Below are 25,299 nucleotides of genomic sequence, written 5' to 3' on the forward strand. Positions count from 1 at the left end.
GCCGCCGCTGCGGCGGGCGTCGGCTGGTCAGGGGCACGGACTCAGCCGGCGTCGTCATGCTGAGAAGGCTACGTCCGCCGGTCCTGCTTGAAAGACCACTGCTCAGACCCTCCACGAGAAAGAAGTACGGGACGCATCGAGTCGTCCGCAGCGTCCGCCGCGGGCGGCCAAGGTGGTCGTCCCGTATGGGGGTCGTCCGGCCGTGCGTCTGGGAGGATCAGCGCATGTTGCCGGATGCCGAGCTTGCCGCAGCGATCGAGGCTGTCGGGATGCGGCGGCGTCACCCGGTTTCGGAGTACGACTACCGGATCGATGACGTGCGGCTGGTCGCTGGTTTGCTCGACTTTCGGCTCTGCATGTGCTCATCCAACCCGGAGCCCGCTGCCCCGCCAAGGCTTCGCGTGGTTCGGGTCGACGTCGCCCCGGGCGGGCACTGCTGGGCGGCTAGCTGTTTTCTCGTGTCGCCCGGCCGGGGTGGAGGTGCTGCTAGTTCTCCGAGCTTGCAGAGAGGGTGGAAGTCGTTCCTGGTGGGCGGTAATTGCCGGCGAGGTGGATGAGGTTTCGGGCTGGCATCCAGCCGTGCTCGCGGGTCTCGGTGTGGTTGAGGGTCTCCACGAACAGCTCGAAGTCTCGGTCGCCCTTCGTGTCGTGAATCCAGGCCAGGACCTCCTCGACCGAGTCGGCGTCCGTGATCCGCTGCGGGTCATGGGTCACCGCCAGCTCGTCATCGGCGCCAATCCAGAAGCAGACCCAATAGGTCAGCGGTTCCTCGCGCTGCGCGTCAAAGAACGCTTCGTTCCATTCGGCTCGCATCAGCCCTCCCGTGTCCATCTTGAAGATAGCTCTACCAGCGCCGCGGCGTCCGTCGAGGGGTCGCTCACCGCATCAGTTCGCCGAGCGGGATGCGCCTGTCGTTTCTCGCAGACGCCTGCACAACGCATCGCGCCACCCCGGCACTCGTGCAGACGACCGCGAACATTCAGATGCTCAAGGTCCCCTGCACAACCGACGCGAGCGCCGCCGAACTGTTCCGCAGAGGGATCGGTCATCGGACACGAGAGTTGATGGATTCGATAGGACGCCCCGCCGACGACCATCGGGCCGATGGCGGAGCGCCGTCGGCCGCTTCTTGGTCACGGCGTGATCACGCGCAGCGGGCGCCGGACTGCCGCTGGTTGTGGCGCGCTACCCGTTGATGCCGACCTGCCATTCGGCGTCGAGCTGGCCGAACTCTCCGTCGTAGCAGCGCTTCTCGTCTCCTGAGTCGATGTTGTCGGTGAGGTTCGAGTAGCTGATGATCGGTCCGGACTCGTCCACGCGGAAGAGTTTCAACCCGGCGTCTTCCATGCAGGCTCGATAACGGGCGAATCCGTCGCGGTACTCGCTCTCAGTCACGACACCGTCTGCGAGTGCCTCCGTGAGGGCGGCGGAGGGCTCGGGATCCTCGGCCGGCTTGATCCACGAGGCCCAGAAGGTGTACCGAGTCCGTCCGTCCGCGACCACCGTGATCGTGTGTTCTCCGTCGCCGAAGACCGGCAGGAACGCGCCGCCGTTCGTGGTGCTGCGGGTGTCGCCGTCGCAGTTGATTCCCGGCTTGGCTTCTCCGTCGACTTCCAGATCGAAGCGGCCGCGGTCGACGCAGACGAAGGCGGTCGCGATCTTTGCGGAGGGGTCCGGTGCCGGGCCGAGCTGCACTTCGGTCCGACCCTGCCCGTTGATGACAACGGGCGTTCCGTAGAACGTGGCGTCTCCTTCGGTGAGCGCCTGGGTGACCTCTGCGATGTTCACGGTCGAATCCGGTGCATCACTCTCGAGTGCTGCTGCCGACACGGCGCCGGAAAGGATCCCGGCTGCCACGAACGCGGTGACGGAGACGGCGAGAGTGCGCCGGCTGCGAGGAGCGCGCACCGGCGTGGCGGTGGGTGTTGCGACGAGCATCCGTCGCAGCTCGTGGTCGCGGTCCGACAGACCCGGTTCAGACTTCATGGGTGATTCCTTTCGCAGAGAGAGCGGTGGTGGTGTCGAGTTGCTCGCGCAATCGACTCTTCGCGCGGGAGAGGCGCGACTTGACGGTTCCGACCCGGACGCCCAGCACGTGGGCTGCCTCCTGGTCAGTGAGGTCTTCGAGCACGCAGAGCGTCACTACCTGGCGGTCGAGGAGGGAGAGGCCGCGCAGCGCGGAGGTAGCTTCGCCCTCGTCGGACATATCAGCGGGGTCCTCGTGTGGCTCGGGCGCGGGTAGTCGGCTCAGGGCCGCCTGGTACCGCTTGGACGCCCGGGCGAGGTTGTTCAGCGCGTAGGTGCAGGTACGCAGCAGCCAGGGCAGCATCGAGCCGTCCACGAAGCGAATCGCCTCTCGCCGGCGCCACGCCTCGAAGAAGGAGACCGCCACAGCGTCATCCGCGTCGGTCCCACCTGGCGCCAAGGCGTGCGCGTGGCGGTAGAGACGTCCACGGTGACGGTCGAAGAGGATCCCGTAGGCATCACCGTCGCCCCCCACGGCTCGGGCCCAGACCTCTTCATCGCTTTGCTCACTCACACTAGGAAGTGTCCGCGACCGCGTAAAACGTTCCCTCGCCGCCGAAAGTTCCTCCGACACCTTCGCCTAGGGCTACGGATGCAGACGCAGCAACCGTCCCGTTGAGGGATCGTTGAGCGGTCACCCGAACGCGGATCCGTAGACCGATGCACGCCGCATTGCTACGGCGAGACGATAGAACCCCTGAGAGTCACCGTCTGTCACCATTCGTCGCCCAGCTTGCGGAGACCGTTGTCTTCCGGCAGGGTCTGGCGCGAGTAGTCGTGCAGAACGTCGGGCGACGCAGTTTCGCGTCCGTCACGTTCAGCTTGGCGGGTGGCCGCGATGACGACGCATGTCACAGCCACGATCAACGCCGCAGCAGTCGTCAACGTCATCCATATCGGCTGAACGGTTGACCCATCCGAGCACAGCGGGTTCCAGAGGAACCCCTCTCCCGTCAGGCTGCCTCCGCCGCGGGTCCTGCACGTCTCGCTCGGGTCCCACATGTAGATGGAGGCTACGGCTCCCACGGCGGCTGCAAGCCCACCGAAAACCAAGGCGAGAACGATGGGCGTCGCTGCACTCGGTCGCGGGGGCTCTCCAACGTTCATCGGGACATCATGCACCGCGCTCCACCAGATTGATCAAGAGCCGGAACGTCAGGCCCGGTATCGAGTGGCCCGCGTGGAGGTCATCGCGCCGCGACGGTGAGGTTCAATTCTTCGCCGACGCGCAGAATTTCGTCGGAAGGGAAGCGGAACGGGTTGAGGTAGAACAGGTCATCGGCCGTCATGTCGAATCGTGCCGCGACGTCCTCTGCGAGGTCGTTGCGAGCGACCGTGTACGACGTCGGCATTCCGTCCGTCGATGTCGTTTCGCCACGCGCTGCTGCACGCGGCCCGGCGTCCTGGGCGACGAGATCACTGCGTTGAGGCTTCACGCTCCATTGGACGTCAGCGACAGCAATGATCCTCATCGAGCAGTCGGGGTCGTTCTGGGGCTTGGTGGTGATGACGAGCTGATCGATCGCTGTCGGGTCGCCGTGGAACTCTGCGAGGTTCCGCCAGGCCTTGTAGGGCTTCCCTGGCTCCGCATCCGCGAGACCCATTGGGAAAGCAATGTCGAAACAGGTGGCGCCCTCATCGATCGGGTCCAGCGCTGCCATGACCGCAACGGAACCTGAGGAAGATGCGGTCGCGGCGGGAATCTCTAGCTCGTCTGATGCCAGAGCCAGCCGGCCATCAGCCGCACTCAAACGGATGCTGCCGGCCGTCCCATCGCTCCCCGTGAACGTTGCCACGCCAAGGTCACCGGTCAGTGCGGCGTCGGAGCTGCTGTCTGTGGACACCGGAGGCGGAGCCGGCGGTTCAGGCTGTGGCGTGCATCCCGTGACGACGATCAGGCATGCTGCGATCGCGACCGTTTTTCGCGCCTTCGAGAATGTCCCCACTGGCTCAGGGTAAGCGACGTCCCCGCTCTTCCCTTGGTCGTGCGGTTGGGGCGACCGGATGGAGTGCTCGCGGTTCCCTCCGCTGAGGCCAGCTAGGGGCTACAGCAGCTTGCTAGTGTCCGGGCCTATGGATGAGCCCCGAAAGCGCGGACGCCCTTTCGTCATCGCGGGAACGACGATCGCGGCTGCAGCCGCCCTCTGTGCTCTCGTGCACTACGCCGGTCTGGCCGTATTCAGGACCGAGGGGGACGTGCCGGCGGCTTCGGCCGTCGACCTTCCAGACGGGAGCGAGCTCGTCAGTGAGACTGTCGAGTGCGCCTCCGGTGGATGCTGGCGGCTGCTCTCGGTGCGCCCGCCCGACGCGATGACTCCCGAGCAGCTGTCGAGCGAGCTCGGAACGACGCCGCAAGCGCGCATCGCAGGAACACTCTGGGACCCGCGCACCATCACGGTGAGTTCCGCTATCGACGGACCCCTCCTAGAGGTCCGGGCCGATTACTGGTCACAGGAGTACGCGCCCTAGGCGCGCGAGTGACGCGTTCTCGAGTCGACAGCATTGGCGCCCCCCGACTGTTTCGCTGGGGGATCGCTTACCAGATGTCCTGCTCCTCACGCTGCGTCAGGGGCGACGGTGGCGGAGATCCGCCGCGTCCGTTCGATGATCAGGATGTCGGTGACTCGGATGCCGAGTGCGGTGAAGAAGCCAGCCACCGCATTCCAGTAGAGAGTCCAGAGGATGAGGCCGCCAACTTCGTTCTGGTCGTCCCGGGGTGGAGCCCAGTCGGCGTTCGCGGCGTGGACCTGCCAGATCACAGCGAGGGCGATGCACAGCAGGCACGCTCCGAGGCCGAAGGCGAAAAGGATCTTGCTCCCGGAGTTCGTGCAGCCGAATCTCCACAGCACGTTCCTGAGGACGATGAGCGACACGGGGATCGCTCCGAGCGAGAACGTCCATTGCTCCCACGTCACGAGAATGCCCCCGGCTCGCAGCGAGCCGGATCGTCGGCAGGTGCCGTCGTCACTCTTCGGAGAGCGGGGGAGTGGTCGCGATCATTTCAGGAGAAGGTGTCTCGTAACCGCCGATGATGAGCGTGCTGGTGTCGGTCCAGCTCGGCTCGGAGTAGGCAACCGGCTCGGGGTTTCCCGCGGCAGGCTTCTCGCTGGTGATCCCGGTAGCCACCGCACCCACAGCAAGGAAGCCGGCGACGATCCCTGCGACCGTCACGGTAAACACGGTGTTGCGAAGCGTCTGCATCGTGCTGCCCCTCGAGTAGGTCGAATGGTGGGGAGCATACCAGCGCAGGTGCTCGCGACGCCGTGCCACTGGTCCCGTATGGGGATCGTCTACCGGGCGGGTTGGTTGAAGGATTCTCTGGGATTGGATACTTGTTCTGGTCGACCCCTTCGGTGATCTGCCCTTGTTTCGCACGCTTGACACAAACCCTCGCCCCTTTGTATCGTCTACTCAACACAAAGGGGACGGTCATGGGTAACTGGGGCTTCGCGGAGATCACGTTGGTCGTGATCGGTGTGCTCGTCGTGGCGAGCGTCGTCGCGGGAGGAGTGTCGCTGCTGACTCAACGTCGACAGCCGCCTGCCGTAGTGCGCGCTCATCGCGTCGGCGTCGTGCGGATGGTCACCTCGGTCGCCGCCGCGCTCGTCGCTTTCGCGGTCGCGGTGCTGATTCACATAGCGAATCCGCGCTTGGAGTCGGTCCCGTTCCTGCTCGGGCTGCTGCTCGCAGCGGCTGTAGGGCTCGGCGTGTTCAGTGTGATGCCCGTGCCCTCCATCGATGGAGCGATGAGGCGACGCACGGCGAGCGTGATGCCGAGACGACTTTCGGATTACTCCACGGTTCGACAACGCGCGACCTTCGCCACGATCGCCTCGATGACTGCGCTCATCGCACTCCTGAGTGGTCTGCTGTCGAAGCCGGCGGACGATGGTCGCTGGATCTGTCCGGTGATGTTCTCGGACCCCTGCCTCGCTGGAGGGCCGTTCCTGTTCCCGGGATGGCTCTTCGCAGCGCCGGCTCTTCCCCTGATCGGTCTGCTCGTCGTTGCCGTTCGGCACGCTCTGCGCCGCGTCGTCACCTCTCCCGCTACCGCTTGGCCCGAGCTCAGCGAAACAGATACCGCGTTGCGGCGCGGCGCGGTGCGGCTCGTTCTTCGTGTTGCCAACGCCTCACTCCTACTCACGAGCACGGTCTTCCTGGGCTCGGCGGCGCTTCCGCTGATGAACGCACCTGTTCTCGAGACGGGCATGACGCCCGATTCGGCACAGCTCGCGGGGATCGTTGGACTGGTGCTCTTGGGTGTGGCCGGCGTCGTGTTCCTCGTCGGCATGGTGATGGCGGTACTGGCCGCCACGTCTCTGGCGCGCCTTCCTCGGGGTGCCGCTGACGTGTCGACGGTGATGGCGTGATGAGCATCGAGGTCGACGCTGACGATCCTCGACCGCCCTACGAGCAGATCCGCGCAGCGTTGGCGGCAGAAATCACGTCTGGCCGGTTGCAGGCAGGCCAGCGCCTCCCGACCGTTCGACAGATTGCGGGTGACCTCAGAGTGGCGGTCGGTACGGCAGCGCGCGCCTATCGGGAACTGGAAGAAGCGGGCCACGTCGAAACACGACGCTCCCAGGGCACCACAGTCAGACCCGGGCGAATCATCGCCATCGACGTCACCGCAGCTGCAGAAGCATTCGTTCGGGACGTGCGGCGAGATGACGTCGAGCTAGCGGACGTGCTCGCCGCCATAGAGAAGGCGTGGTCGACGAAGCGGTAACCACCAGGGGGCGGTCGTTCACCGTTCCGTATGGGGATGGGTCAGCGGTCGCGGGCAAGCCGTTCAGCTCGAGAGAGGGCGTCCGGCGTCAGTCGTCGTCGGACCCGGCCCGAACATGGAGCCAAAACGCCGCTTCCCACGCCGCAGGATCACGGTCGTAACGCTCCGCCTCAGTGACGTACTTGTCATGTGCGCGCTGCGCGGACTCGTGGTTCCACTCCCTGATCGCGACGTCGTTGAGAAGCTGCCCACCGAAGTGCACGATCTCGTCTCGGTAGTCACCCATCGCCTCGTTCATCCACTCTCCGTGGTCGGCGGCCTGCGTGTGAGTGGCGAGATACGCGTTCCATCGCGCGTCCAGCTGAGCCCGAAACGGGTCCGGGTCGCGGTCGGGGGATGAAGACTGCTCCATGACCGGAACCCTACGACTCGGTCTTCGGCCGCATCGTTCTCGTCCCCGTGGCGAGCGAGAGGCGGAGGAGGACCGCCCAATTCCACAGGGGTGCTTCAGCAGGTGGACGAGGGCGGTCCTAAGATTCGGGGGTGGGCATCACCATTCCTCGCATGGCCGCGACGATCGAGCGGCGTCTTCTCGTCAACTTCCGGGTGGACCCCGTCGTGATTGAGTCTCTGCTGCCCGAGGGGCTCCGTCCGCAGATCGTCGACGGGAGCGCGGTGGCGGGCGTCTGCCTGATCCGGCTGGGAAGTTTCCGGCCGATGTGGGTCGCACCGAGGATCGGCCACCGGAGTGAGAGTGCGGCCCATCGAGTGGCAGTCGAGTGGGACGGGCCCGACGGGATCCGGACCGGAGTGTTCATCCCGCGCCGGCACAGCGCTTCGCGTCTCGCCCAAGTCGCGGGTGGGCGGGTGTTCCCGGGCGTCCATGAACGCGCTCGGGTGAGATCCGTCGAATCGGACGACGACCTGAGTGTGACCGTCGACGCCGCCGATCTTCGTGTCGCTGTCGACGCCCACGTTGTCCCGCCCGAGACGTTCACGAGTTCACTGTTCGCCGACCTGTCCGCGGCGTCCGATTTCTTCCGGAAGGACGCTGTCGGCTGGTCGCCGACGCGAGCGGGGCGGCTCGAGCCGCTTCGGCTGGACACCCACGCCTGGCGCGTGGAAGCGGCTCGTACGACGCGTGTCCAATCGAGCTTCTTCGACGCGCTCCCCACCGGCTCCGCTTCGTTCGACCACGTACTGGTCATGCGGGATGTCCCGGTGGTGTGGAGCAGTCTTGGAGAGGCTGCGCCTGCCGCTCGGCCTTGACCGGCGGGTGCGGAGCATGCGGTCACCCATCCTCCGCGGAACGGTCGGCGGACGGGTGCGGAGGGGTCACCGTTCGGCGCCGCGCTGTACTTGGTGCGCCTCATCACCGGCGGCCGCGCTTGGGGTGTTGCCGCGGGCGCGCTGACGGCCGCAGTCGCCTTCGCATCGAAGCTCCGGCGAGCAAGGCGGACGAGCGCGATCTGGCGTCCCGTAAGGGGATCGGTGAGCGGAACGTTTCAAGCTACGCAGGCCCGCAGAGGCCGATCGTGACGAGTGTGGCCGCCGTGTCACTCACCGGGTCGGCGGCGTCAGCCGGACATCGAGCGGCGTCCATACACTGAGGACTTGTGACTGCTGATCGAATCCAGCTCGTGCGCGACGACAAGCTCACTATCGTCCCCGCCTCCGCCGTCGCGGTGCAGCCGTCAGCGGGCTGCTGATGGCCAGCGGGGCGAGCAGTGCGCTCGCCTGCAACGCTCTCGGCGCGGTGATCCATGACGTCCGATCAGCGATCTGACCACGACGCGTCTCTCGAGCGCGAGCCCGACACGGCTCAGGCTCGCACCGATGCGAACTTCCGCCCGGCCGACCACTTCGACTCCGACGGGTCGATCACGCAGCCGACCCTCGGCTTCACCGGGTGGGTTCGCTGGATGTGGCGCCAGCTCACCAGCATGCGCACCGCGCTGTTCCTCCTGCTGCTGCTCGCGATCGCGGCGGTGCCGGGCTCGCTCGTGCCGCAGCGCTCCTCCGACCCCAACGGCGTCACCCAGTACTTCGTCGACAACCCGGACCTCGCGCCGCTGCTCGACAAGGTCCAGGCCTTCGACACCTACACCTCGGCGTGGTTCTCGAGCATCTACCTGCTGCTGTTCGTCTCGCTGATCGGCTGCATCATCCCGCGGACGAAGCACCACTTCCAGGCGATGCGCTCGCGCCCGCCGAAGACGCCGGCGCGCCTGCAGCGCCTCGCCGGCTACACCGTCCGAGATGTTGAGGGCTCCACTGCGGAGGAGGCGATCGAGGGCGCCCATGCGATGCTGCGCCGCGCCGGCTACCGCATAGAGCGGTACAACGACCCGCGCGGCCGCTGGTCGAGCGTGTCCGCTGAGCGCGGCTACCTCCGCGAGACCGGCAACCTGGTCTTCCACTCCGCCCTGGTCGGCATCCTCGTCGCCGTGGGTATCGGCGGCGGATTCGGCTACAGCGGGCAGCGCGTGCTGGTCGAGGGCGGTCAGGGGTTCGCGAACAACCTCGCGGCCTACGACTCGTTCAACCCGGGGCGCTTCTTCGACAGCAGCCAGCTCGACCCGTATCAGCTGAAGCTCGACAGCCTGGCCGTCGAGTACGTGACCGAGCCTGGCGAGGCGTTCGGGCAGCCGATCGACTACACCGCGACCGTCACCACCACCCAGCGCGGAGGCAGCAGCGAAGAGCGCACCGTCAAGGTCAACGAGCCGCTGGCGATCGGGGGCACGAATGTCTACCTCCTCGGCAACGGCTACGCCCCGACGATCACGGTCCGCGACCCCTCCGGCACGGCGATCTTCACCGACTCGGTGCCCTTCCTCCCGACCAACGCGAACCTCACCTCGGTCGGAGTGGTGAAGGTGACGGACGGCCTTGCTGAGCAGATCGGCATGACCGGCTTCTTCTACCCCACCCAGGACCAGCTCGCGACAGGGGCATCGACGTCCGTCTTCCCGGACCTTCAGTACCCCGTGCTCTCGCTCAACGTGTTCTCGGGCGACCTGGGATTGAACGGCGGAGTGCCGACCTCTGTCTACGAGCTCGCCGTCGACTCTCTGACTCGACTGACCGGAGGCGACACCGGAGTAGCACCATTGACGCTGAAGCCGGGCGAGACCAAGAACCTGCCCGACGGATTGGGTACCGTCACCTTCGAGAACGTCGGAGCCGACCCGGACGTCATCGGCACCGATAGCGTCCGCCGCTTCGCGTCCTTCGACATCCACCACGACGCCACCCAGGGCTGGGTGCTGCTCTTCGCGATACTCGTCCTCGCCGGGCTTCTCACGTCACTATTCGTGCCGCGCCGACGAGTCTGGATCAAGGCCACCCCGGCCGAGGACGGCTCGCTGCGCCTCGAGTACGCCGGACTCGCCCGAGGCGAGGACCCACAACTCGTGCGAACGGTTCGAACGGTCGCCGACCGACACGCGCCACTCGACTAGAGCGGGCTGCTCGCTGCCCTAAATCCCAACGACCTCGGGGCGTCTACCCATCGGGCGGTCCTGAGGAAGATGTAGTGCTCACCGTCAGGGCTGTTTTCACGCCTCGGATCTTTGTCCGTTCCGACGTCGTTTGGGCGCCATGGCGCCGGTGTCAGGTCGCTGGCGTGCATCCCGTGTAGGGATCCCCACGCGGGACGGTCGGATCACCGGGGTTGATCCGCCCCTCCCGTACAGGGCTGGATCAGCCCGTCAAAGGGCGCCCGTGGATTGTCTGGTCGCGAACGCGAGGTTGAGGAAGGGTAGATCGTCGCGTGCGATGACGGCCGTTATGTGGCGACCCTCGAGTTCGGCTCCGATACCGAGGACGTGAGCGTCGGTATCAAGTAGAACCCCGTTTTCCAGTCGGCTGTCGACGCTGACTGCCACGCCACGCTCGACCGCAGCCGCGGTCGCTCCGCCTAGCAGTTCCCCTGGCAGCGTCCCTTGGACGCGCGTATCGCGGAATCGGTTCCTCAGCACGTGATTCACATGATCCGTCAGCGTTGATTCGATCGTTCGTGGACCGGGGTCCTTCGGGTCGATGAGCGTCGTCAGCACTGCTTCCCAGAGCATCGGGAACTGGAGTCGAGCTCTTATCTCCATGAGTCGTGCGGGAAGGGGGCGCACTGGTGGTTCGTCGAGCTGAGTGCGCAGCTCGCTGCTGATGTCGGCCAGGTTGGCGGGATCGTCTCGGTTCTCCGGTCGGCGCCAGAGGGTGTAGGTGATCGCCGCGGAGAGGTAGCGGCTCTGCTCGTTTGTGGTGTGCACGATCGTCCCTACAGCGATCTCTTCGACGGAGGGTTGCTGCTGCAACGTGAACAGCGCACCAGGGAATCGAGTGGTCACTTCATCAAGCGACGGCGGGTACGGGTCCTCAAGGCTGGAGTGCACGGCCTCAGCCTGTTCGAGCCACGGCAGCTTCGCAATGGGTCACTGGATGACGGAGTGGGTAGCCGCGTCGATGTGCTCTGAGCCCGATCCGCTCCGGCCTCGTTCAAGCACGTCAGGACCATGGAAGACGCCTGTCCCGTAAGGGGATCGTTCACCGGTACACGCATGAGCGACACCGACCGCCGCGAAATGTAGAGATGATCGCTCTGTGGCGGTGTTCTGCGATCGCATTATGGCGGCAGAGAGCGCTCGTTTGGAGCACACCTCAACTTGGCGTCAGGCGGGCTCGCTTAGCGAGTTGTCTCGTCCATCGAGTCGGGAGCCTGCTCGGGAGAGATCTCTGCGTCTTCGTGGCGGGCATTGCGCAGGGGGGAGAGTGCGACGATGAGCGCGGCTGCGGTGAAGGCGATCGCCGCCGCTCCGATCGTCAGGTTGTAGCCCCAAGCCGTTACGAGGACGCCGGTCAACAGCGCACCGAAGAGAAACACGACGCGATTCGCTGTGCGGATGGTGGAGTTCATGCGGCCCTGGATCTCGTCGGGCGCGATCGCTTGCCGGTATCCCGTGTCGTTGGCATCCTCAATACCCATCGACAGCCCGTAGACGAACTGCACGGCGCAGACGACGGGAAGCAGGAGACCGAGGCCGCTGTCCACGTCGAGGGGAAGAACGGCGAGTGCCAGCCAGGGCAGGATGACGAGCGCACGGCCCAGCAGGATCGCACGACCCGCTCCGACCCGCGCCCCGACAGCAGGTGCGACGAGAGCTCCGAGGAGGCCACCGACGCCGCCGAACGCGAGCGAGACGCCGAACGCCCAAGCGGGCAGGGACAGCTCTCGGAGAACGAACACCGCGAACACCGTCGTCACGATGCTGTTGCCGAGGAACCAGGCGTGGACGGAGAGCGCGAGCGGCCGGAGGGTGCGGTGCCGGTAGGTGAATCGCATTCCCTCGAGGATGTCGTGACCGATGTGACGGCCTGGTGCGCGGCGATCGGGCCGGCGCTCCTCCACCTTGATGCGTGATTGCAGCACCGCCGACACCGCGTTGATGGCAGCGTCGAAGGCGAGCAGGAGTGGTGAGCCGATCAGGTTGAGCAGTGCTCCGCCGAGCGCGGGTCCTGCCGTTCCCGCCAGGGTCTCGCTCTGGCCCAGTCGCGCGTTGGCCATCACCAAGGACGACCGGGGAACGATCTGCGGGAGGAACGGCTGCGCGGCGGAGTCCGCGAACAAGGTCAGGACACCGAGCAGCAGGACTGCCGCGGCGAGTGACCAGAAGGTGAGCGCATCGAGAAGGAGAAGGACGGGGATCATTCCCAGAATCAGCGCACGCCCGATGCTGGTGACGACCAACGTCCGCTGGCGCCGCCACCGATCCATGAGCGCGCCCACGATCAGACCGAACAGCAGGTACGGCACTACGCCGAGCGCCGCGAGAATGCTGATCTCCGCAGGCGTTGCGTTCAGTACCGAGACGGTCAGCACCTGGAACGCGACACCCGCGATCGCACTGCCGAAAGAGCGGATGGTCGTTGCGCTCCAGAACAGCGCGAAGGGCGGAAGGCCGAGCACTTCGCGCGGACCGTTCATCGGAACCCTCCGGGCAGCCGATCCATCTCTACGGTCCGCCGCGCATCAATCATTGGTGCCCCTCACGATTCAGTCCACTCTCCCAGAACAGCGGCCTGAGAGGATGTGGTGTCCGGTAGGGGATTGCCACCCGGGCGGATGGGGCCGTTTCGTACGGCTCCCATTACGTTCGGGCTGGTGCCGGACATGTACTCGGTATGAGCACCCGAAACGGAGCACCCGTGGCCGACCCACTCGACGACCTGATCCGCCGCGCCGCACCACCCACCCGCCAGTCGTATCCCGCGTTGCGCGGCGATGCGGACCGTCTTGCTCGCCTGACGATCGAGGAGGTCGGCGACAGCACCCGTCGTCCGCGGCGACGTCGCAACCTGTGGCTGGTCGGCGCGCTGAGCGTCGCCGGCCTGAGCCTAGGCATCACGGGCGCGGTGGCAGGCCCCGCGATCCTCGACTGGGCAGGCTTCACCCCCGACGCAGCCGTGCAGCGCTCCTTCGACCTCGGAGACGGGCAGGGCAACGTTCTCTGCCAGGTCGCGATTCGCGTCGAGCCGGATTACTCCGCCGGCCAGGGCGCAGACGTCGAGCGTGAGGCGCGCGAAGCGCGCGTCTTCCTCAGTACCCACGACTGGGACCCGACGATCGCGAGCGTCGACGCCGAAGCCAGACGTACCGTCATCGAGCAGGAGCAAACAGAGGCAGACACCCGTGGCTTCACGGCGGATCCTGGGATCGCGGTGACCCGGCTGATCGCGGACCGCATCATCGAGCAGTTCAGAGAGGCCGGATACGGCGAAGGCGTGTCCATTGAATCGGCTGGCGGCTGCAACATTACCGAGGAGCAGGCGCCGTGAAGGCGAAGAGGACCGCCGTCTTGAAGGCCGTCTACCTCGCCAACGCCTCCGACCTGCTCAGCTACTTCGAGCGACGCGTCTCGCCCGTCGCGGACGCAGCGGATCTACTCAGCGACACCTACCTCGTCGCTTGGCGCAAAGTCGACTCCATCCCAACGGATCCCGAGCAAGCACGAATGTGGCTGTTCGGCGTCGCCCGCCGCACCCTCGCCAACGCTCAGCGGGGAAATGCCCGCCGCTCCGATCTGGCCATGAAATTCGCCGGGACATTGCGGGCGATGCCACTCGAGGACCCCACCGCGGAGCATCTCGACGTCCGACGAGCGCTCGACGCGATCGCTCCCGACCAGGCGGAGCTCATCAAGCTCGTGCTCTGGGACGGATTCACCGTCATCGATGCCGGCAACATCCTCGGCCTCTCCGCCAGCACCGCACGTGGACGATACCAACGCGCCCGCACAGCTCTCCGCGAACTGCTCACAGAGAACGAGCTCGTCACGGACGGCACCAGCTAGCTAGGCGACGTCGAACGCACCCCGTTCCGTAAGGGGATCGTTGACCGGCAGAGGGGCTCTCCGCTATGTCCTCGCTCGATCTTCCTGCGACTCGGTGATGAGCTCCTGCTTGCGTTCGGCTCTGAGCGCGACGACGGTTCCCGCGAGAGCGAGGGCGGCGGCTACGGTGAAGAGGGCGGTGGCGTCTCACCTGTAGTGGTGGATCGTGATCTCTGGCGAGGTCTCGCTGGCTGCGTCGGTGCAGGACAGGGTATTGCCGGGCTGCGTCCAGCGGTCTCCTGTGGCATCGTCCAGTACAGCGTCGTCGGGGTGGATCCGCACCGTTGAGACGTTCGGAATTTGCTGTCTAAGCATCGCTTCGGCTAGGCGCTGATTTTAACAATAGATGATACTAAGAAAGAAATCCCGAGAACAAGCATTGCTATAGAAACAAATAATACGGTGGCCGGGGTTGATGACCTGGCGACACGTTCCGCCCTGTTCCCGTAAATTCTCCGTATCATCCTCGCGTTGAAGCGCGCGTAAGCCTTTCCTTTCCATGTCAGCAATATTGCGGCGGTAATGAAAATAATGCCTGCTACTAGTTGAATATATCGTTCGTCCATTGGTTATACTTCTCTTCTGCTCGTAGGGACAACGCACTCGTCGCCACAGGAGAAACCCGAAGCGGCGATTCTGTTGCCGGCCGCCCGCTCACCGCCAGCAGTTCTGGTCGTGGGAAAACCTAGCTCTTCCGGCACGCTTGATGAGCTGCGTGGAGTTGGACCCAAGCAGTGGGCGGTGTAGCTCGACATGTCCCGTACTGGGGATGGGTTACCGGTCAGCGCAGCTTCGGCGCGCGGACCTGCTCGCCGGGCGCGCTCAAATCGGATACCCGAAGTAGCGTTCGATCCAGCTCGAGTTGCTCATCACGCGCGGTCCGTCGTATCGGGCCCAGAGCGTTTCTTCGGCAGTGACTGTGAAGTTCACGGTGTCGAGGGCTGCCAGTATCGGTGACAAGTCCTCTGGTTCGACCAGCGCATCGAACTCCTCGCGTGTATACGCTTCCTGGGCTTCGAGGGCAATGAAGCAAAGGTCCCCGTGTCGGCTGATGCAGATGACGAGGTTCGCCGAAGTGCGGTTTGCTGCACCGTCGACCGTGACGTGCGTGAAGGTCGCGGAGTCCTGCCATTCCCAGGGACGATCCGCCGTTACAGCACTGGGAAAGCTCTCATCGAGCAGTGCGACGAGGGCGTCCACCTTTGCCGCCAGTCGCTGACCGTCGAAGTCAACCGGCTCATCGCCGGGCCCAGGGATGTCCAGCTCGCGCAACCGCCGCTCAAGCGCGATTCCCTCTAACCACATGCCTCAAGTCTCTCCCTAGCTGTAGTTCGGCGCCTCCCAGAGCAGTGCCGAAGAGGGCGCACGGGTATTTCATCGGAGGATTATCCAGCGGGCGTCCGGTAGGGGATGGTTCATCGGGTGCGCTGGTAGTCACTTGACGCGGTTGGCGAGGCCGAGCTGCCCGCAGACGTCGGAGGTACCGGGAATGACAGCTGCAATGCCGTCGGGCATGACGCAGACGGTCAGTTCGGAGGGAATCTGTCCTGGTCGAAGGTCGACTGGTGAGCCATTCGCCGTGTCGACGTCAAGTGCGCCCTGCCTCCACAGGTCGGAGCAGAACGCGATCGCGTCCGGGATCGGCACCTGATCGCCGCTGCCGGGTATTCCGTCTTGTGTTGCGAGGGCTCCTGTGGTGCCGGGGAACTCGGACCCATTGCGTTCTGCTCGCGCGAAGCAAGCGACCGTCATGGTGTCGGACACCGGCGCTTGGGCGAAGAAGAGTCCGCCCGAGACCGCGGCGAGGATGACGGCCGCGGGAACCGCGGCGATCGCGATCCGGTGACGTCGGTGGCGCCCGCTGCCTGGGTCATTCTCTGCGGCCTGCGCGATCACCGTTCGGAGGGCGAGGGTACGGTCGTGCTCTGGTGCTGTCATGTCAGTACTCCGCGGGTCGGAAGGTGTGGGGAAGTGTCCGCCTGCGTGTGAACTCATCGCGTAGGCGACCTCGGGCGCGGGACAGTCGGGACTTCACCGTCCCGACCGGAATGCGCAGCACGGCGGCTGCTTCCTCGAGGGTGAGCTGCTCAATGACGCAGAGCGCGAGGATCTGCTGATCCGCCGGCCGCAGCATCGTCAGTGCAGCTCTGATGGTGCGGCTGCGTTCGGCGGATGCCGCTGCGGCTGCCACCGTCACTGCTGGATCGGGCGCGTTGACAGGAGGTGGAAGAGTGCGCAGCATCCGCTCGTATCGGCGTCGACCGCGACCGATGTTCCGGGTGACGTTCAGGGCGACGACGAGCAGCCACGCGGCGAGCGAGTCGTTGACGAAGCGGACGTCGGCGCGCTTACGCCACGCCTCAAGGAACACGACGGCCGCGGCATCCTCCGCGTCGACGGACTCCCCGAGCAGTTGACGGCAGTAGGCCCGAACGCGCAGGTGATACCGGTCGAAGATCAGCGCGAATGCCCGCGGATCAGCCCCCGTCGCGCGCCGCCAGACCTCGCGATCCGTCTCCCATTCCACACCCATGCCTAGAAGTGTCCGCTTGATCGAGTTGGTTCCAAATCAAACTCAAGTGATACAACTCGACGTGAAACCGGCAGGGCGTTGAGGAGACGTCAGCCAGTCCCGTTTGGGGATCCTCGAGCGGAGAGTTGCAAAGCGGATCTCGTCTGAGAAGATCGGCTCGGATCGGACACCACTAGGCATGAGCACGCCACCGGAAGCAGCAGCACTCGCGCGAGACGCTGCGGCGCGCACTGATGACGCCGCCCTGATGGACGGCGCGAGGCGAGGCGACCGGGCTGCGTTCGGCCGACTCTACGACCGGCACGCGGCGACGACCTACCGCTACGCCCTCAGCATCGTTCGCACGCCCAGCGACGCCGAAGACGTCGTGCAAGACGTATTCCTCACCACGTGGACGCGGATCAACGACGTCGCGATCGTGGACGCATCCGCCCTTCCGCGGCTGCTCACCACCGCCCGGTTCACCGCGCTGAACCTCGTCCGAACCAAGACCCGTGCACGGAACCGCACCGAGGACGCGGACCTGTCCCTGCACCCGGATCGACGTGGCACCCCTGACGAAGAAGTTGCGAGGCGCCAGCTCGCCGCGGCGATCGAGGAAGCCGTCTCCGAGCTCTCCGACACCGATCAAGCGCTGTACTACCTGTGTATCGAGCAGGGCAGCAGCTACGCCGACGCCGCGAAAGCACTCGGCTCCACCCACGGCGTTATCCGCAACCGGCTCAGCCGGCTCCGGACCGCGCTCCGCACCACCCTGCGCCCCTTTGAAAGGGAGAACTGATGACCCACGACCTCGGCCCGACCACGGGACAGCTCACCAGGATGCGCGCCACCATCCTCACCGACATCGCTGCCCGCCACCGCTCCACCAAGCGCCGCCGCCTCGTCGGGCTCGGCCTCGCGGCCGTCGTCGCGATCGGCACCAGCGCCGCCGCGATCACCGTAACGCAGGCTAGCAACGACGAAGCCAACACGAGTTTCGACTGCTACTCCGTCGCCGACGTCCGCGCGGACCACACCACGAGCATCCTCGTGGACGACGACCGCAACGCATTCGAGCTGCTTCCACTGTCCGAGCGGGTCGCCGCCGCCCTCGAACGATGCGAAGCGAGCTGGAGCGCCGTCCCCGACGAGCCCTACCCGGGAAGCGGACCCATCAACGTACCTAACCCGACGGTCTGCGTCCTCGCGGACACCAGGCTCGGCGTCTTCCCGAACAGAGCGGGCCAGCCCACTGGCCCCTTCTGCGAAGGACTCGGCCTGGCAGCGCCGGCACTCGCGGCATCTGCCGACTGAGCCATCCCACGGAAGGCGTTACGTCCCGTAAGAGGATCGACTGGCGGGCTATTCCTCGATCGGTTCAGCGCCCTCGAGCGGAGTCAGCGTCGCCCAGAATCCGTTCCCGGAACTGAGGTACAGGCGGAGGGGCTGGTCGGTGTCCATCGGGTCTCCGTCCGGGTAGAGGTCGGTGCCGCTGCACGCATCAGGCATCGACACGACGCGGATTGTCTCTCCTGCAATGAACGGTCCCTTCTCTGTCTCATCCACGGTGACCATGTATGCGGATGCTGCGACGCTGAAGACGCTCTGAGTTCCCGAGGCGCGAGGGGAGGCGGTCGTGATGACCGCTTCGGCGACCTCGTAGCGGGCTTCCGCGGATCCAAAATACGCCCAGCCCGGGCATCCCGACGTCTGCACCGCCGGCGCGCAGCCGGCGGCGGTGAGCAGCGCCGCTCCGGTTGTGAGTGCGGCAGCAACTCGAATGCGGTGACGCGAACCCGAGGTCATGCCGGTGACGCTACCCGCTCAGCTCCGTCCCATATGGGGATCGGCTAACGAGACCGCGTGCCGTACAAGGCGCTCTTCACTCCCCGCCGTTCACTCACCGAATGAGCGAACAAGCTGTGCCCGTCGACGTTCTGCGCGTGCACGGTGCGTCACCGCTGGCGCGATGATGTCGTGCTCGTCGTGGAGGGCGATCCGCGCGTGGTGTCGGTTAATCTCGTCGCTGTCTTCTGCGATGAGTTCGATTGCTCGTCTGGGTCGGTCGGCGCGGAATAGTACTGCCCAGCGCACCTCGACCGACCGGTCGCGCGCCAGCCGGAGCAACTGCTCGTCATTGGGGTACTGGAGTCCGCCCTCTGCGGCTCCGGCGCGGACGGCGCGATCGCGGTCGGTGATGAGACGCTCCATCTGTGTCAGGGAGATGCGGGGGTTGCGCGCGCACATGCCGCGGACAACCGGTGACGGGTCGGTGAGAAGCGACTCGAAGATCTCCAAGTCGTCGGTGGTCTGAGCCGTCCGGCCACGAGTCTCCCCGAAGGGATCCGCCGCGAGTGTTCTCTGTACCGCAAGGGCGAGCGACCTTTGGTCGTCGTCCGCGTACAGGTGGGCAAGGATCGCACGGACCCACTTGTCCGTTGATTTCGCCGCGATCTCGTGGAGTTGAGGGCGTTCACGAAGGCTGGTGGCGGCGGCGAGGCGCACGGCGTCGACGTCATCAGCGAGGAGACGCCCGATCGTCAGGTCATCCGCAGCGGCGTTCTCGGCAACAGCGATGCGCACCGATTTCGACTCGTGCCCGGCGAGTACCCGCAGGAGCACAGCGTCCACCGACGACTCTGCCCGAAACTTTGCCGAACGAATTGAGGGCATGACCACGATCATGTCAGCAGGCGTCGCGGTCGATGCGGGGGAACCAGTCGCGTACCAAGGCGGTAGGAGTTTCAGTCTCGATAGCCGATCGTGCACCGGACGGATTCGTTAGGGGTTCTCGCTCGCCGGCCCTTCTGTGTCAGCGAGGAAGGCGGCGGCGAGTCGAGCGACCTTCTGGCGGTATCGCTCGCAGGCTCCGATGCCTCGCGCGTCGAGCTCGTCATCGACCTCGACAAGCGGCTGCGCAGCTGCCGGTCCGTCGTGACCGATCCGGTCGTGCACCCAGGATGAGAAGGAGCGGAGATCCCAGTCGCCGGTGAGGAAACGACGGCATGCGACGCGCAGCGCGAGAAGCGGGATCTCCTCACCGTCCCGATCCAATGGCCGCGCGCCCGCTTCGATGAGTGCCGCCGAGCTGAGGTCGAAGACGTCGGCGGGAGTGGCGCTGGAGTAGAGGGACGCGAGAGCGACAAGGGACTCGCTGTCACTCCCTGCTGCGACGAGATTCGCTGCCAGAGCGATCACGTCTCGGGGCTGGACCAGCCCGAAGAAGAGAGCGGCTGTCGTTTCGCGCAGGGTCGGGATCGAAGGGTCATCACGGTCTTCTGCATCGTCTCGCATCCGACCTCCTCCGACCAGTCGCTCGCTGCCGCCCCGCGCTGCTGTCGCGGCGGCGGCGTCAGCGCGACTCGACACGTCGATCGGAACCGGTCGGTGACAGGTCGGCCCGTGGCTGAACCCGTGCTCGAGCTCGTAGACGCATTCCGAGCAGACGTGACCGCCGGCCGGTCCGGCATCCGCGACGTGCTCCACCCACGGGTGAGAGCACGCGCAACAGGCCTCAGCGAGCAGGGAGCGGAACCGAGCGCGGCGCGAACGGCGCGCGTCAGCTCGCGGGCGCCAACGCGAGAGGCCGAACATCCCGTGAGCGTAGCGAGCGCATCGCCACGCCGTCGCGCGCTCCGCCGTGCTTCCATCGCTTCTGGCGTCCCGTAAGGGGGTCGCTGAGCAGGAACTTCTCGAGTCCCGCGGTGCCGATGATCGGTGCCGTGTGGCGGTACCGTCGTTGCCCCTTTCGTAGAGGACCTCTGTGATCACCGTCAGCAGGTCAGGGTGAACCTGACGAGCTGGAGACCAACGCTCGTCGCAGTGATGGCAGCGAACGCGATGAGCGACGCCGCCGGACGAGACGGCACTCTGCGTCTCTTGGACAGCATGAGGATGCTGGATGCGCCGAGCGCCCAGGCAGGTGTGCTGAGTGCGGCGATGAGGAGCAGGACGGGTCCGCCTGTCGGAGGCGGTCCAGGGTCATCCATCTCCGCGAAGCCCATCAGCCCGGCGATGAGGATCGCTAGTCCCGAGAACGTCACGATTCCGAGGATCGCTGTGAGGAGGAGGGCGTAGGGGAGCGCGGTCGACGTGAGCGCACGCGCGGTCTTCGCCGCCGCATAGACGGATCCTCCGATAACGAGCAGGGCGCCGAGGTACCAGGCTGCTGCGCTCAGCGGGATCTCGCGCGGCCGGCAGTCCGTCATGGCTGGTGAGGCGAGGGTCAGCAAGCTCGCGCCGGCCTGAACGAGAAGCGCGGCGACAACGGTGAGAACAATCGCCGTCGCACCGGCGATCCGCCTCGCGCGCAACCGTGCATCGTTCTGCTGGTCGGTCATGGGCTCGAGGGTAGCTACCCCAGTCGGATAAAGAGGTCTAGTGGAGGCGGCCGCCCTCCATGGGACCGTCAACCATGCGTCCGGTAGGGGATCGTTCAGCGGATGGCGGCGGCCGGCTGAGGGCGCCGATCGGGGGTCTCCGTCGCCCGTAGCGGACCGAGCCCGAGTGCGCGTCTGAGGACGAACGCGCGCGACGCAGGCCCGGACAACTCTCGCCGTCGCCGGTCATAGGTTCGGCTAGGTTCAACTCGTGCCTTCGAGTCGACCAAGTGACCTTTCCGCTTCGGCAACAATAGGAGCAAGTTTTCTTGCGCACGCGTGGATAGCCCTGCTTGTAGGGGTTTCTTACACGGTATCTGCTCTTATGATTGCTGGACCGATGCGTGAAGCGGCCTCGGGAGTGCAATACACGCTGGCAGATGCAGTTTTTGAATACGCGTGGCCGTTTGCTTTAGTTGCTGTAGTTCTTCTCGCGCTGTCGCCCTTGACCGCGAAGATATCGAGGTCTATTAGTGGCAGCACTAATGGGGGTTCTCATCAACCACTGAGTATCACGAGAAACGCTTGGCTTATTTCGTTAGTTGCATTTGGGGTCTGTTTAATTCCCGCAACCCTTGCCAGCGCTTTTGGGTTTCTGATAATACCATTCTTGCTAATCATTGGCACCCCGTCGTCTTTTTGCATAGTGGTGCTCTTCTTGCAAAGGGCGAATGCGCGCAGTGCGCGACAAATCAGACCCTGAAACAGGTGGTCGCGTGTTCGCCGTGTACTCACCGGAGGGGCCGGCGCCTTGCTTCATACGTTGCTGCGTGGCGATCCCGCCCGAGGGTCAGAGGGTGGGGAACCAGCTTGAGTTGTCCACGATCCACAGCGACACGGAGTTCCAGAGCCCGGTGATGACGAGGACGCCGATGACGATGAGGAGCACGGCGACGGCCTTGTTGGCGTAGGCGCCGATGCGGCGCAGCCAGCGGCGTGAGCGTGCTGCGCGGGCGAGGACGAGTCCGAGCAGGAACAGCGGGGTGAGCATGCCGAGGAAGTAGACGAACCCCAGCGCGACGCCGAGTCCCACGGTGTCGATGTTGGAGGCGAGGCCGTAGGCGATGGCGAGGGATGGGCCGAGGCAGGGGTACCAGACGGCGGCGCAGCTGATTCCGAGCAGCAGTGCCTTCGCGGCCGAGCCGCCCGGGGTGGACGTTTTCGTGATCCAGGGGATCCGGAGGAAGCCGAGGGAGTAGAGGCCGGCGGCGATGAGCAGTCCGCCGGCGATGAACGTGTACGGCGGCCGGGCGAGGTTCACGTTCGCGCCGAACGCGAGCAGCAGGGCCACGGATCCGATCAGTACGAGAGCGGCCCCGACCGCGAACGCGAGGATCGACCACACCTGCCGAGACGGTCGGGCCCGTCCGTCCCCTGTCGAGGTGAGGGCGCCGACGATGCCGGGGAGGATCGGTGCGGCACAGGGGGAGAGGAGAGCGAGCGCGCCCGCGAGGAACGCGGTGCCGAGCGCGGAGAACATCCCCTCACCCTAGTTTCCGGAAAGGGCACATCCTGGTCTCGCGCTTCCTAAGCTGACCTCGTGACCTGGACAAGTCGACCGCGCAGCATCGCAAGGGTGACCGCTCGAACCCTCGCCATCACGGCCATCGCTGCCGCGGGCGCGGCCTCGCTGAGCGGGTGCTTCACCACCGCCGAGCGGCCGCCGCTCACTTTCGCGGACCTCGACCGGGCGGCGACCGACGCCGATACGTTCCCGACGCTGCCCCCGCGGGCCTCCTCGTCCAAAATGGACGAGACCAGCTCCCGGCTCGTCGGCCGAGTCGGCGACCGGTCGCTGTTCCTGGCGCGCACGAGCGATCCGGAGACGACGTGCCTGACGAGCTTCGCTGACGAGGACACATGGAACCAAAGCTGCGGCGTCGGCGGGTTCGACTCCACGGTCGACCGGAACACTCTCCACGTCGTCCCGGACGGCGGGAGAGTCGAAGAGACGTGGACGCCGCTGAGCGAAAACGTCTTCATTGACAGTCCTGGTGTGCGGTGACGACGATCGAGGAGCTTCGACTGGATAAGAGAGGCAGGGAGCGGATGACTCAGAATCAAACTCGACTGCTCTCGTTCGCGTCGGCAGGAGCCCCGATCTTTGCAGTCGGGTTCGATGCTCGAGGAGGTCGCGGCGTTTCAAGTGCGAACTCCTTCTACCATCACCCCTCATTCCGACAAACGTTCTGGTCGCGGGTGAACCAGTGAAGCGTCGCGTCCGGTGGCGCTGGATTGCTCTCGCGGTCATCGTCCTCGTGGCGGGGTTTCTTCTCTCAAGCGACCTATCAGGGAGTTGTATGGACTACGTGAACGCGCCAGGCGTGTGCACTCGCGCCAACGAAGACCCGAGAACATGGGTCCTCCTTGTGATCGGTCCCCTGATCCTTGTGGGTGCGCTCTACCAAGCCTTCCGGCGTAGGTGACAGACGAAGAGGTATGCCCCTCTTGGGAGCGACATACTGCTTCGCGGGCGGGAGCGGTTGATCTATGACCGTCCTGGTCGTCGTGCAGAGATGGTTGATCGGTTGAACGGCTGGCGAGGTGCCGATTCGTGGCCCGTCTCAGGTGGCTGGCGGTGCTGTGATCTCGAGAGAAAGTTCGATCTCGATCGGGTCACCGCTGTGTGAGCGTAGGGCAAGAACAGCGGGGCCGGTGGGCAGGTTGGCGGGGAGGTCGAAGGACTCGTTGACAGTGGATCGTTCGCCCTTCGGTATCGGTCGGCCGAGGAGTATCTCTTCGCCGCTCGCGGAAGGGGTGATGGTCACCGTGACGTCCGAAGCTGCGCGGCTCGTGCCTCCGGTGTCTTCACACGTCTCCCAGATGAAGTCGGCGCTGAGCCGGACCACTCCGTCTGGTTGCAAGGTCGACTCTTGAAGCTCGACCGCCTTTGCGGCGCAGGATCGGGCCGAGCTCGAAGTCACGCCGGCGCAGCCGCTAACGCTGAAGACCATGCCTGCCGCGACGACAATGGATGTCAGCCCTGCTGTCCGTCCCTGCCTCATGCAGGTCAGTGAAGCATTGCGCGCTCCTGCTCTCATCACGAGCGCCGCAAACGTCATCAAACCGTTGATGTCCCGCACTCGGCCTTCGGTAGAGATCCGGAGGGCAGCGCCGGTCGAACCTCCCGTAACGGGATGGTTGGCCGGGCGCCTAGACGTCTGCGGGCAGCGGTATCGTCCCGCGAAGCCTGTGGCGGTGAAGCTCGCACCGTCGATCATTACTCCGACGTTCGGGCCGGAGGACATCAGCGCGGGATGTTCCTACTGCGCTCGGAACTGGCGCTGGTCGCTGCAGTAGCAGTGATGGCCGCGAGCGGCTGTCCTGCGGAACGCCGCCGCCCGCGCCCGCGCGCGGCGCATCCCGCGCGCCGGGCTGGTGCGGGGAACGGCCCTCCCGCAGACGCCAACTTGCAGCTCGCTGCCACGAACACTGTCCCACTGATGATCTTCGAAGGGCATGCGTGTCCCGCTGCCAAGCCCGGGTGTCGGCAACACCCAGGGTTGTATTGCCGAGCTATGCGGAGTAGACCTAGACGTGCACGACTACCGCTCACAAGGGGTGAGCGCGGGGACTTGGATGAAGGTCGTAATAGTCATGCACACCTCACGAAATCGGTCCGCTGGCAAAATCGCCACGGTGTTCGTTGCGCTCGTCCTGGGTACGGTTGTCGCACCTGCCGCTCAGGCTGACGTACCAGGACTGAACACTCATTCCTGCGACGGACAGACGTACGACCACTCGCTCGGCAGCTACAGCAACGACCAGGGGGACTTGCCGCTGCGTTGCGGAAATTCCCGGTTCGGACTGAATCACATCATCGCTCGCGGCCACTTTGACGCGGACACCAACTTCGATATTCAGCAGACACTCAGCTACGGCCTCTACGCACCCGGGAGCTCAGGCTCTAAGACGCTCTACGACGCAAACTGCACACCCGTCTACTTCGTTCTCTTCGGATATAACGCCTACAACGGCTCCGATCCCCTCGCTAACCCCATCGGCATCGTCAACGCCTACAAAATCGACAGCACCATAAACACCCGATCTACCAGCAGCACCACCGCCGCACCCATCATCCAACCGCCCTACGGGACCGGATGCCCCGTCTACACCCCGATCGAGAACGATTGACCGACACCCGCGACCTCGCCGACGTCGTGGGGTGGATGCGCCGCCACTACTCCACCCCTTACGACGTCATCGCGGCTACCGCAACCCACAGCTCAAACGGATGGAGCGTTGACACAACCATTCGAGCTA

General features: G+C 65.4%; 29 protein-coding genes. 10 read left to right on the plus strand and 19 right to left on the minus strand.

The window, feature by feature from the left end; genetic code table 11:
* Window positions 1–486: 486 nt before the first annotated feature.
* The 7 genes from C5C54_RS14465 to C5C54_RS14500 form a co-directional block, all read right to left on the minus strand.
* Window positions 487–831: a hypothetical protein gene (locus C5C54_RS14465; RefSeq protein ID WP_104261691.1), complete on the minus strand. Its 345-nt coding sequence runs from the start codon at window positions 829–831 to the stop codon at window positions 487–489.
* A 354-nt stretch (window positions 832–1,185) separates the two neighbouring features.
* Window positions 1,186–1,938, minus strand: a complete 753-nt coding sequence (locus C5C54_RS14470; RefSeq protein WP_104317915.1) for a hypothetical protein — start codon at window positions 1,936–1,938, stop codon at window positions 1,186–1,188.
* A 37-nt stretch (window positions 1,939–1,975) separates the two neighbouring features.
* On the minus strand, window positions 1,976–2,539 hold the full coding sequence (locus C5C54_RS14475) for an RNA polymerase sigma factor (RefSeq protein ID WP_258063341.1): 564 nt from the start codon (window positions 2,537–2,539) through the stop codon (window positions 1,976–1,978).
* A gap of 200 nt (window positions 2,540–2,739) precedes the next feature.
* Complete coding sequence (locus C5C54_RS18045; protein ID WP_181127903.1) at window positions 2,740–2,916, minus strand: hypothetical protein; 177 nt, start codon at window positions 2,914–2,916, stop codon at window positions 2,740–2,742.
* Between the two features lie 296 nt (window positions 2,917–3,212).
* Window positions 3,213–3,971 carry a LysM domain-containing protein gene (locus C5C54_RS14485; protein ID WP_146078856.1) on the minus strand — a complete coding sequence of 253 codons (759 nt, stop codon included), beginning with the start codon at window positions 3,969–3,971 and terminating at the stop codon, window positions 3,213–3,215.
* A 609-nt stretch (window positions 3,972–4,580) separates the two neighbouring features.
* Complete coding sequence (locus tag C5C54_RS14495) at window positions 4,581–4,898, minus strand: hypothetical protein (RefSeq protein WP_146078857.1); 318 nt, start codon at window positions 4,896–4,898, stop codon at window positions 4,581–4,583.
* A gap of 91 nt (window positions 4,899–4,989) precedes the next feature.
* Window positions 4,990–5,226, minus strand: coding sequence for a hypothetical protein (locus C5C54_RS14500; RefSeq protein WP_104234417.1), 237 nt, complete (start codon window positions 5,224–5,226; stop codon window positions 4,990–4,992).
* A 230-nt stretch (window positions 5,227–5,456) separates the two neighbouring features.
* Here C5C54_RS14500 and C5C54_RS14505 point away from each other — a divergent pair, with 230 nt between their 5' ends.
* Both C5C54_RS14505 and C5C54_RS14510 read left to right on the plus strand, forming a co-directional pair.
* Entirely contained in the window at window positions 5,457–6,395 is a 939-nt protein-coding gene (locus C5C54_RS14505) for a hypothetical protein (protein ID WP_104263144.1), read from the plus strand.
* Window positions 6,395–6,754, plus strand: a complete 360-nt coding sequence (locus C5C54_RS14510; protein WP_104263145.1) for a GntR family transcriptional regulator — start codon at window positions 6,395–6,397, stop codon at window positions 6,752–6,754. Before C5C54_RS14505 ends, C5C54_RS14510 begins: the two co-directional genes overlap by 1 nt.
* 88 nt (window positions 6,755–6,842) lie before the next feature.
* Here the strand turns inward: C5C54_RS14510 and C5C54_RS14515 are convergent, their stop codons facing one another.
* Window positions 6,843–7,166: a hypothetical protein gene (locus tag C5C54_RS14515; protein ID WP_104263146.1), complete on the minus strand. Its 324-nt coding sequence runs from the start codon at window positions 7,164–7,166 to the stop codon at window positions 6,843–6,845.
* Window positions 7,167–7,297: 131 nt separating this feature from the next.
* On the opposite strand from C5C54_RS14515, the gene C5C54_RS14520 reads away from it, so the two are divergent.
* On the plus strand, window positions 7,298–8,023 hold the full coding sequence (locus C5C54_RS14520; RefSeq protein ID WP_219812209.1) for a DUF2071 domain-containing protein: 726 nt from the start codon (window positions 7,298–7,300) through the stop codon (window positions 8,021–8,023).
* A gap of 494 nt (window positions 8,024–8,517) precedes the next feature.
* A complete protein-coding gene (locus C5C54_RS14525) occupies window positions 8,518–10,218 on the plus strand; it encodes a cytochrome c biogenesis protein ResB (protein ID WP_104288637.1) in 1,701 nt (566 codons plus the stop codon).
* A 249-nt stretch (window positions 10,219–10,467) separates the two neighbouring features.
* On the opposite strand, the gene C5C54_RS14530 is transcribed toward C5C54_RS14525, so the two are convergent.
* Complete coding sequence (locus C5C54_RS14530) at window positions 10,468–11,148, minus strand: hypothetical protein (RefSeq protein WP_104288638.1); 681 nt, start codon at window positions 11,146–11,148, stop codon at window positions 10,468–10,470.
* A gap of 290 nt (window positions 11,149–11,438) precedes the next feature.
* Window positions 11,439–12,737: an MFS transporter gene (locus C5C54_RS14535; RefSeq protein ID WP_104288639.1), complete on the minus strand. Its 1,299-nt coding sequence runs from the start codon at window positions 12,735–12,737 to the stop codon at window positions 11,439–11,441.
* Window positions 12,738–12,958: 221 nt separating this feature from the next.
* On the opposite strand from C5C54_RS14535, the gene C5C54_RS14540 reads away from it, so the two are divergent.
* Both C5C54_RS14540 and C5C54_RS14545 read left to right on the plus strand, forming a co-directional pair.
* On the plus strand, window positions 12,959–13,588 hold the full coding sequence (locus C5C54_RS14540; protein ID WP_104258120.1) for a hypothetical protein: 630 nt from the start codon (window positions 12,959–12,961) through the stop codon (window positions 13,586–13,588).
* The gene (locus C5C54_RS14545) at window positions 13,585–14,103 is read left to right on the plus strand and encodes an RNA polymerase sigma factor (protein ID WP_104263150.1); all 519 of its coding nucleotides are present in this window, start codon (window positions 13,585–13,587) and stop codon (window positions 14,101–14,103) included. Before C5C54_RS14540 ends, C5C54_RS14545 begins: the two co-directional genes overlap by 4 nt.
* Before the next feature lie 861 nt (window positions 14,104–14,964).
* Here the strand turns inward: C5C54_RS14545 and C5C54_RS14550 are convergent.
* From C5C54_RS14550 to C5C54_RS14560, 3 genes are all read right to left on the minus strand, one after another.
* Window positions 14,965–15,447 (minus strand): hypothetical protein, encoded by a 483-nt coding sequence (locus C5C54_RS14550; RefSeq protein ID WP_104258118.1) that lies wholly within the window; start codon window positions 15,445–15,447, stop codon window positions 14,965–14,967.
* A gap of 129 nt (window positions 15,448–15,576) precedes the next feature.
* Window positions 15,577–16,038 (minus strand): hypothetical protein, encoded by a 462-nt coding sequence (locus C5C54_RS14555; protein ID WP_146078858.1) that lies wholly within the window; start codon window positions 16,036–16,038, stop codon window positions 15,577–15,579.
* Window positions 16,039–16,081: 43 nt separating this feature from the next.
* Complete coding sequence (locus C5C54_RS14560) at window positions 16,082–16,675, minus strand: RNA polymerase sigma factor (protein WP_104226387.1); 594 nt, start codon at window positions 16,673–16,675, stop codon at window positions 16,082–16,084.
* 178 nt (window positions 16,676–16,853) lie between these two features.
* Between C5C54_RS14560 and C5C54_RS14565 the strand changes: the two genes are divergently transcribed.
* Complete coding sequence (locus C5C54_RS14565; RefSeq protein ID WP_104263153.1) at window positions 16,854–17,456, plus strand: RNA polymerase sigma factor; 603 nt, start codon at window positions 16,854–16,856, stop codon at window positions 17,454–17,456.
* Window positions 17,456–17,971, plus strand: a complete 516-nt coding sequence (locus C5C54_RS14570; RefSeq protein WP_104223349.1) for a hypothetical protein — start codon at window positions 17,456–17,458, stop codon at window positions 17,969–17,971. Before C5C54_RS14565 ends, C5C54_RS14570 begins: the two co-directional genes overlap by 1 nt.
* Window positions 17,972–18,019: 48 nt before the next feature.
* On the opposite strand, the gene C5C54_RS14575 is transcribed toward C5C54_RS14570, so the two are convergent.
* The 5 genes from C5C54_RS14575 to C5C54_RS14595 all read right to left on the minus strand — a co-directional run bounded on the left by C5C54_RS14575 (window position 18,020) and on the right by C5C54_RS14595 (window position 22,516).
* On the minus strand, window positions 18,020–18,463 hold the full coding sequence (locus tag C5C54_RS14575; RefSeq protein WP_146076925.1) for a hypothetical protein: 444 nt from the start codon (window positions 18,461–18,463) through the stop codon (window positions 18,020–18,022).
* A 90-nt stretch (window positions 18,464–18,553) separates the two neighbouring features.
* Complete coding sequence (locus tag C5C54_RS14580) at window positions 18,554–19,288, minus strand: hypothetical protein (RefSeq protein ID WP_146078859.1); 735 nt, start codon at window positions 19,286–19,288, stop codon at window positions 18,554–18,556.
* Between the two features lie 150 nt (window positions 19,289–19,438).
* Complete coding sequence (locus C5C54_RS14585; RefSeq protein ID WP_104263155.1) at window positions 19,439–19,951, minus strand: hypothetical protein; 513 nt, start codon at window positions 19,949–19,951, stop codon at window positions 19,439–19,441.
* 479 nt (window positions 19,952–20,430) lie between these two features.
* Entirely contained in the window at window positions 20,431–20,997 is a 567-nt protein-coding gene (locus C5C54_RS14590; RefSeq protein ID WP_104223345.1) for a hypothetical protein, read from the minus strand.
* An 829-nt stretch (window positions 20,998–21,826) separates the two neighbouring features.
* Window positions 21,827–22,516 carry a cytochrome c biogenesis CcdA family protein gene (locus C5C54_RS14595; RefSeq protein WP_104263156.1) on the minus strand — a complete coding sequence of 230 codons (690 nt, stop codon included), beginning with the start codon at window positions 22,514–22,516 and terminating at the stop codon, window positions 21,827–21,829.
* Window positions 22,517–22,612: 96 nt separating this feature from the next.
* Here C5C54_RS14595 and C5C54_RS14600 point away from each other — a divergent pair, with 96 nt between their 5' ends.
* On the plus strand, window positions 22,613–23,041 hold the full coding sequence (locus C5C54_RS14600) for a hypothetical protein (RefSeq protein WP_104234412.1): 429 nt from the start codon (window positions 22,613–22,615) through the stop codon (window positions 23,039–23,041).
* Between the two features lie 559 nt (window positions 23,042–23,600).
* Here the strand turns inward: C5C54_RS14600 and C5C54_RS17695 are convergent.
* Window positions 23,601–24,119, minus strand: coding sequence for a hypothetical protein (locus tag C5C54_RS17695; RefSeq protein WP_146078860.1), 519 nt, complete (start codon window positions 24,117–24,119; stop codon window positions 23,601–23,603).
* Window positions 24,120–24,573: 454 nt separating this feature from the next.
* On the opposite strand from C5C54_RS17695, the gene C5C54_RS14605 reads away from it, so the two are divergent.
* Window positions 24,574–25,170 (plus strand): hypothetical protein, encoded by a 597-nt coding sequence (locus tag C5C54_RS14605; protein ID WP_104340475.1) that lies wholly within the window; start codon window positions 24,574–24,576, stop codon window positions 25,168–25,170.
* Window positions 25,171–25,299 lie beyond the last annotated feature (129 nt).

It is taken from the genome of Rathayibacter sp. AY1F2 (assembly GCF_002930885.1).
Lineage (GTDB): Bacteria > Actinomycetota > Actinomycetes > Actinomycetales > Microbacteriaceae > Rathayibacter.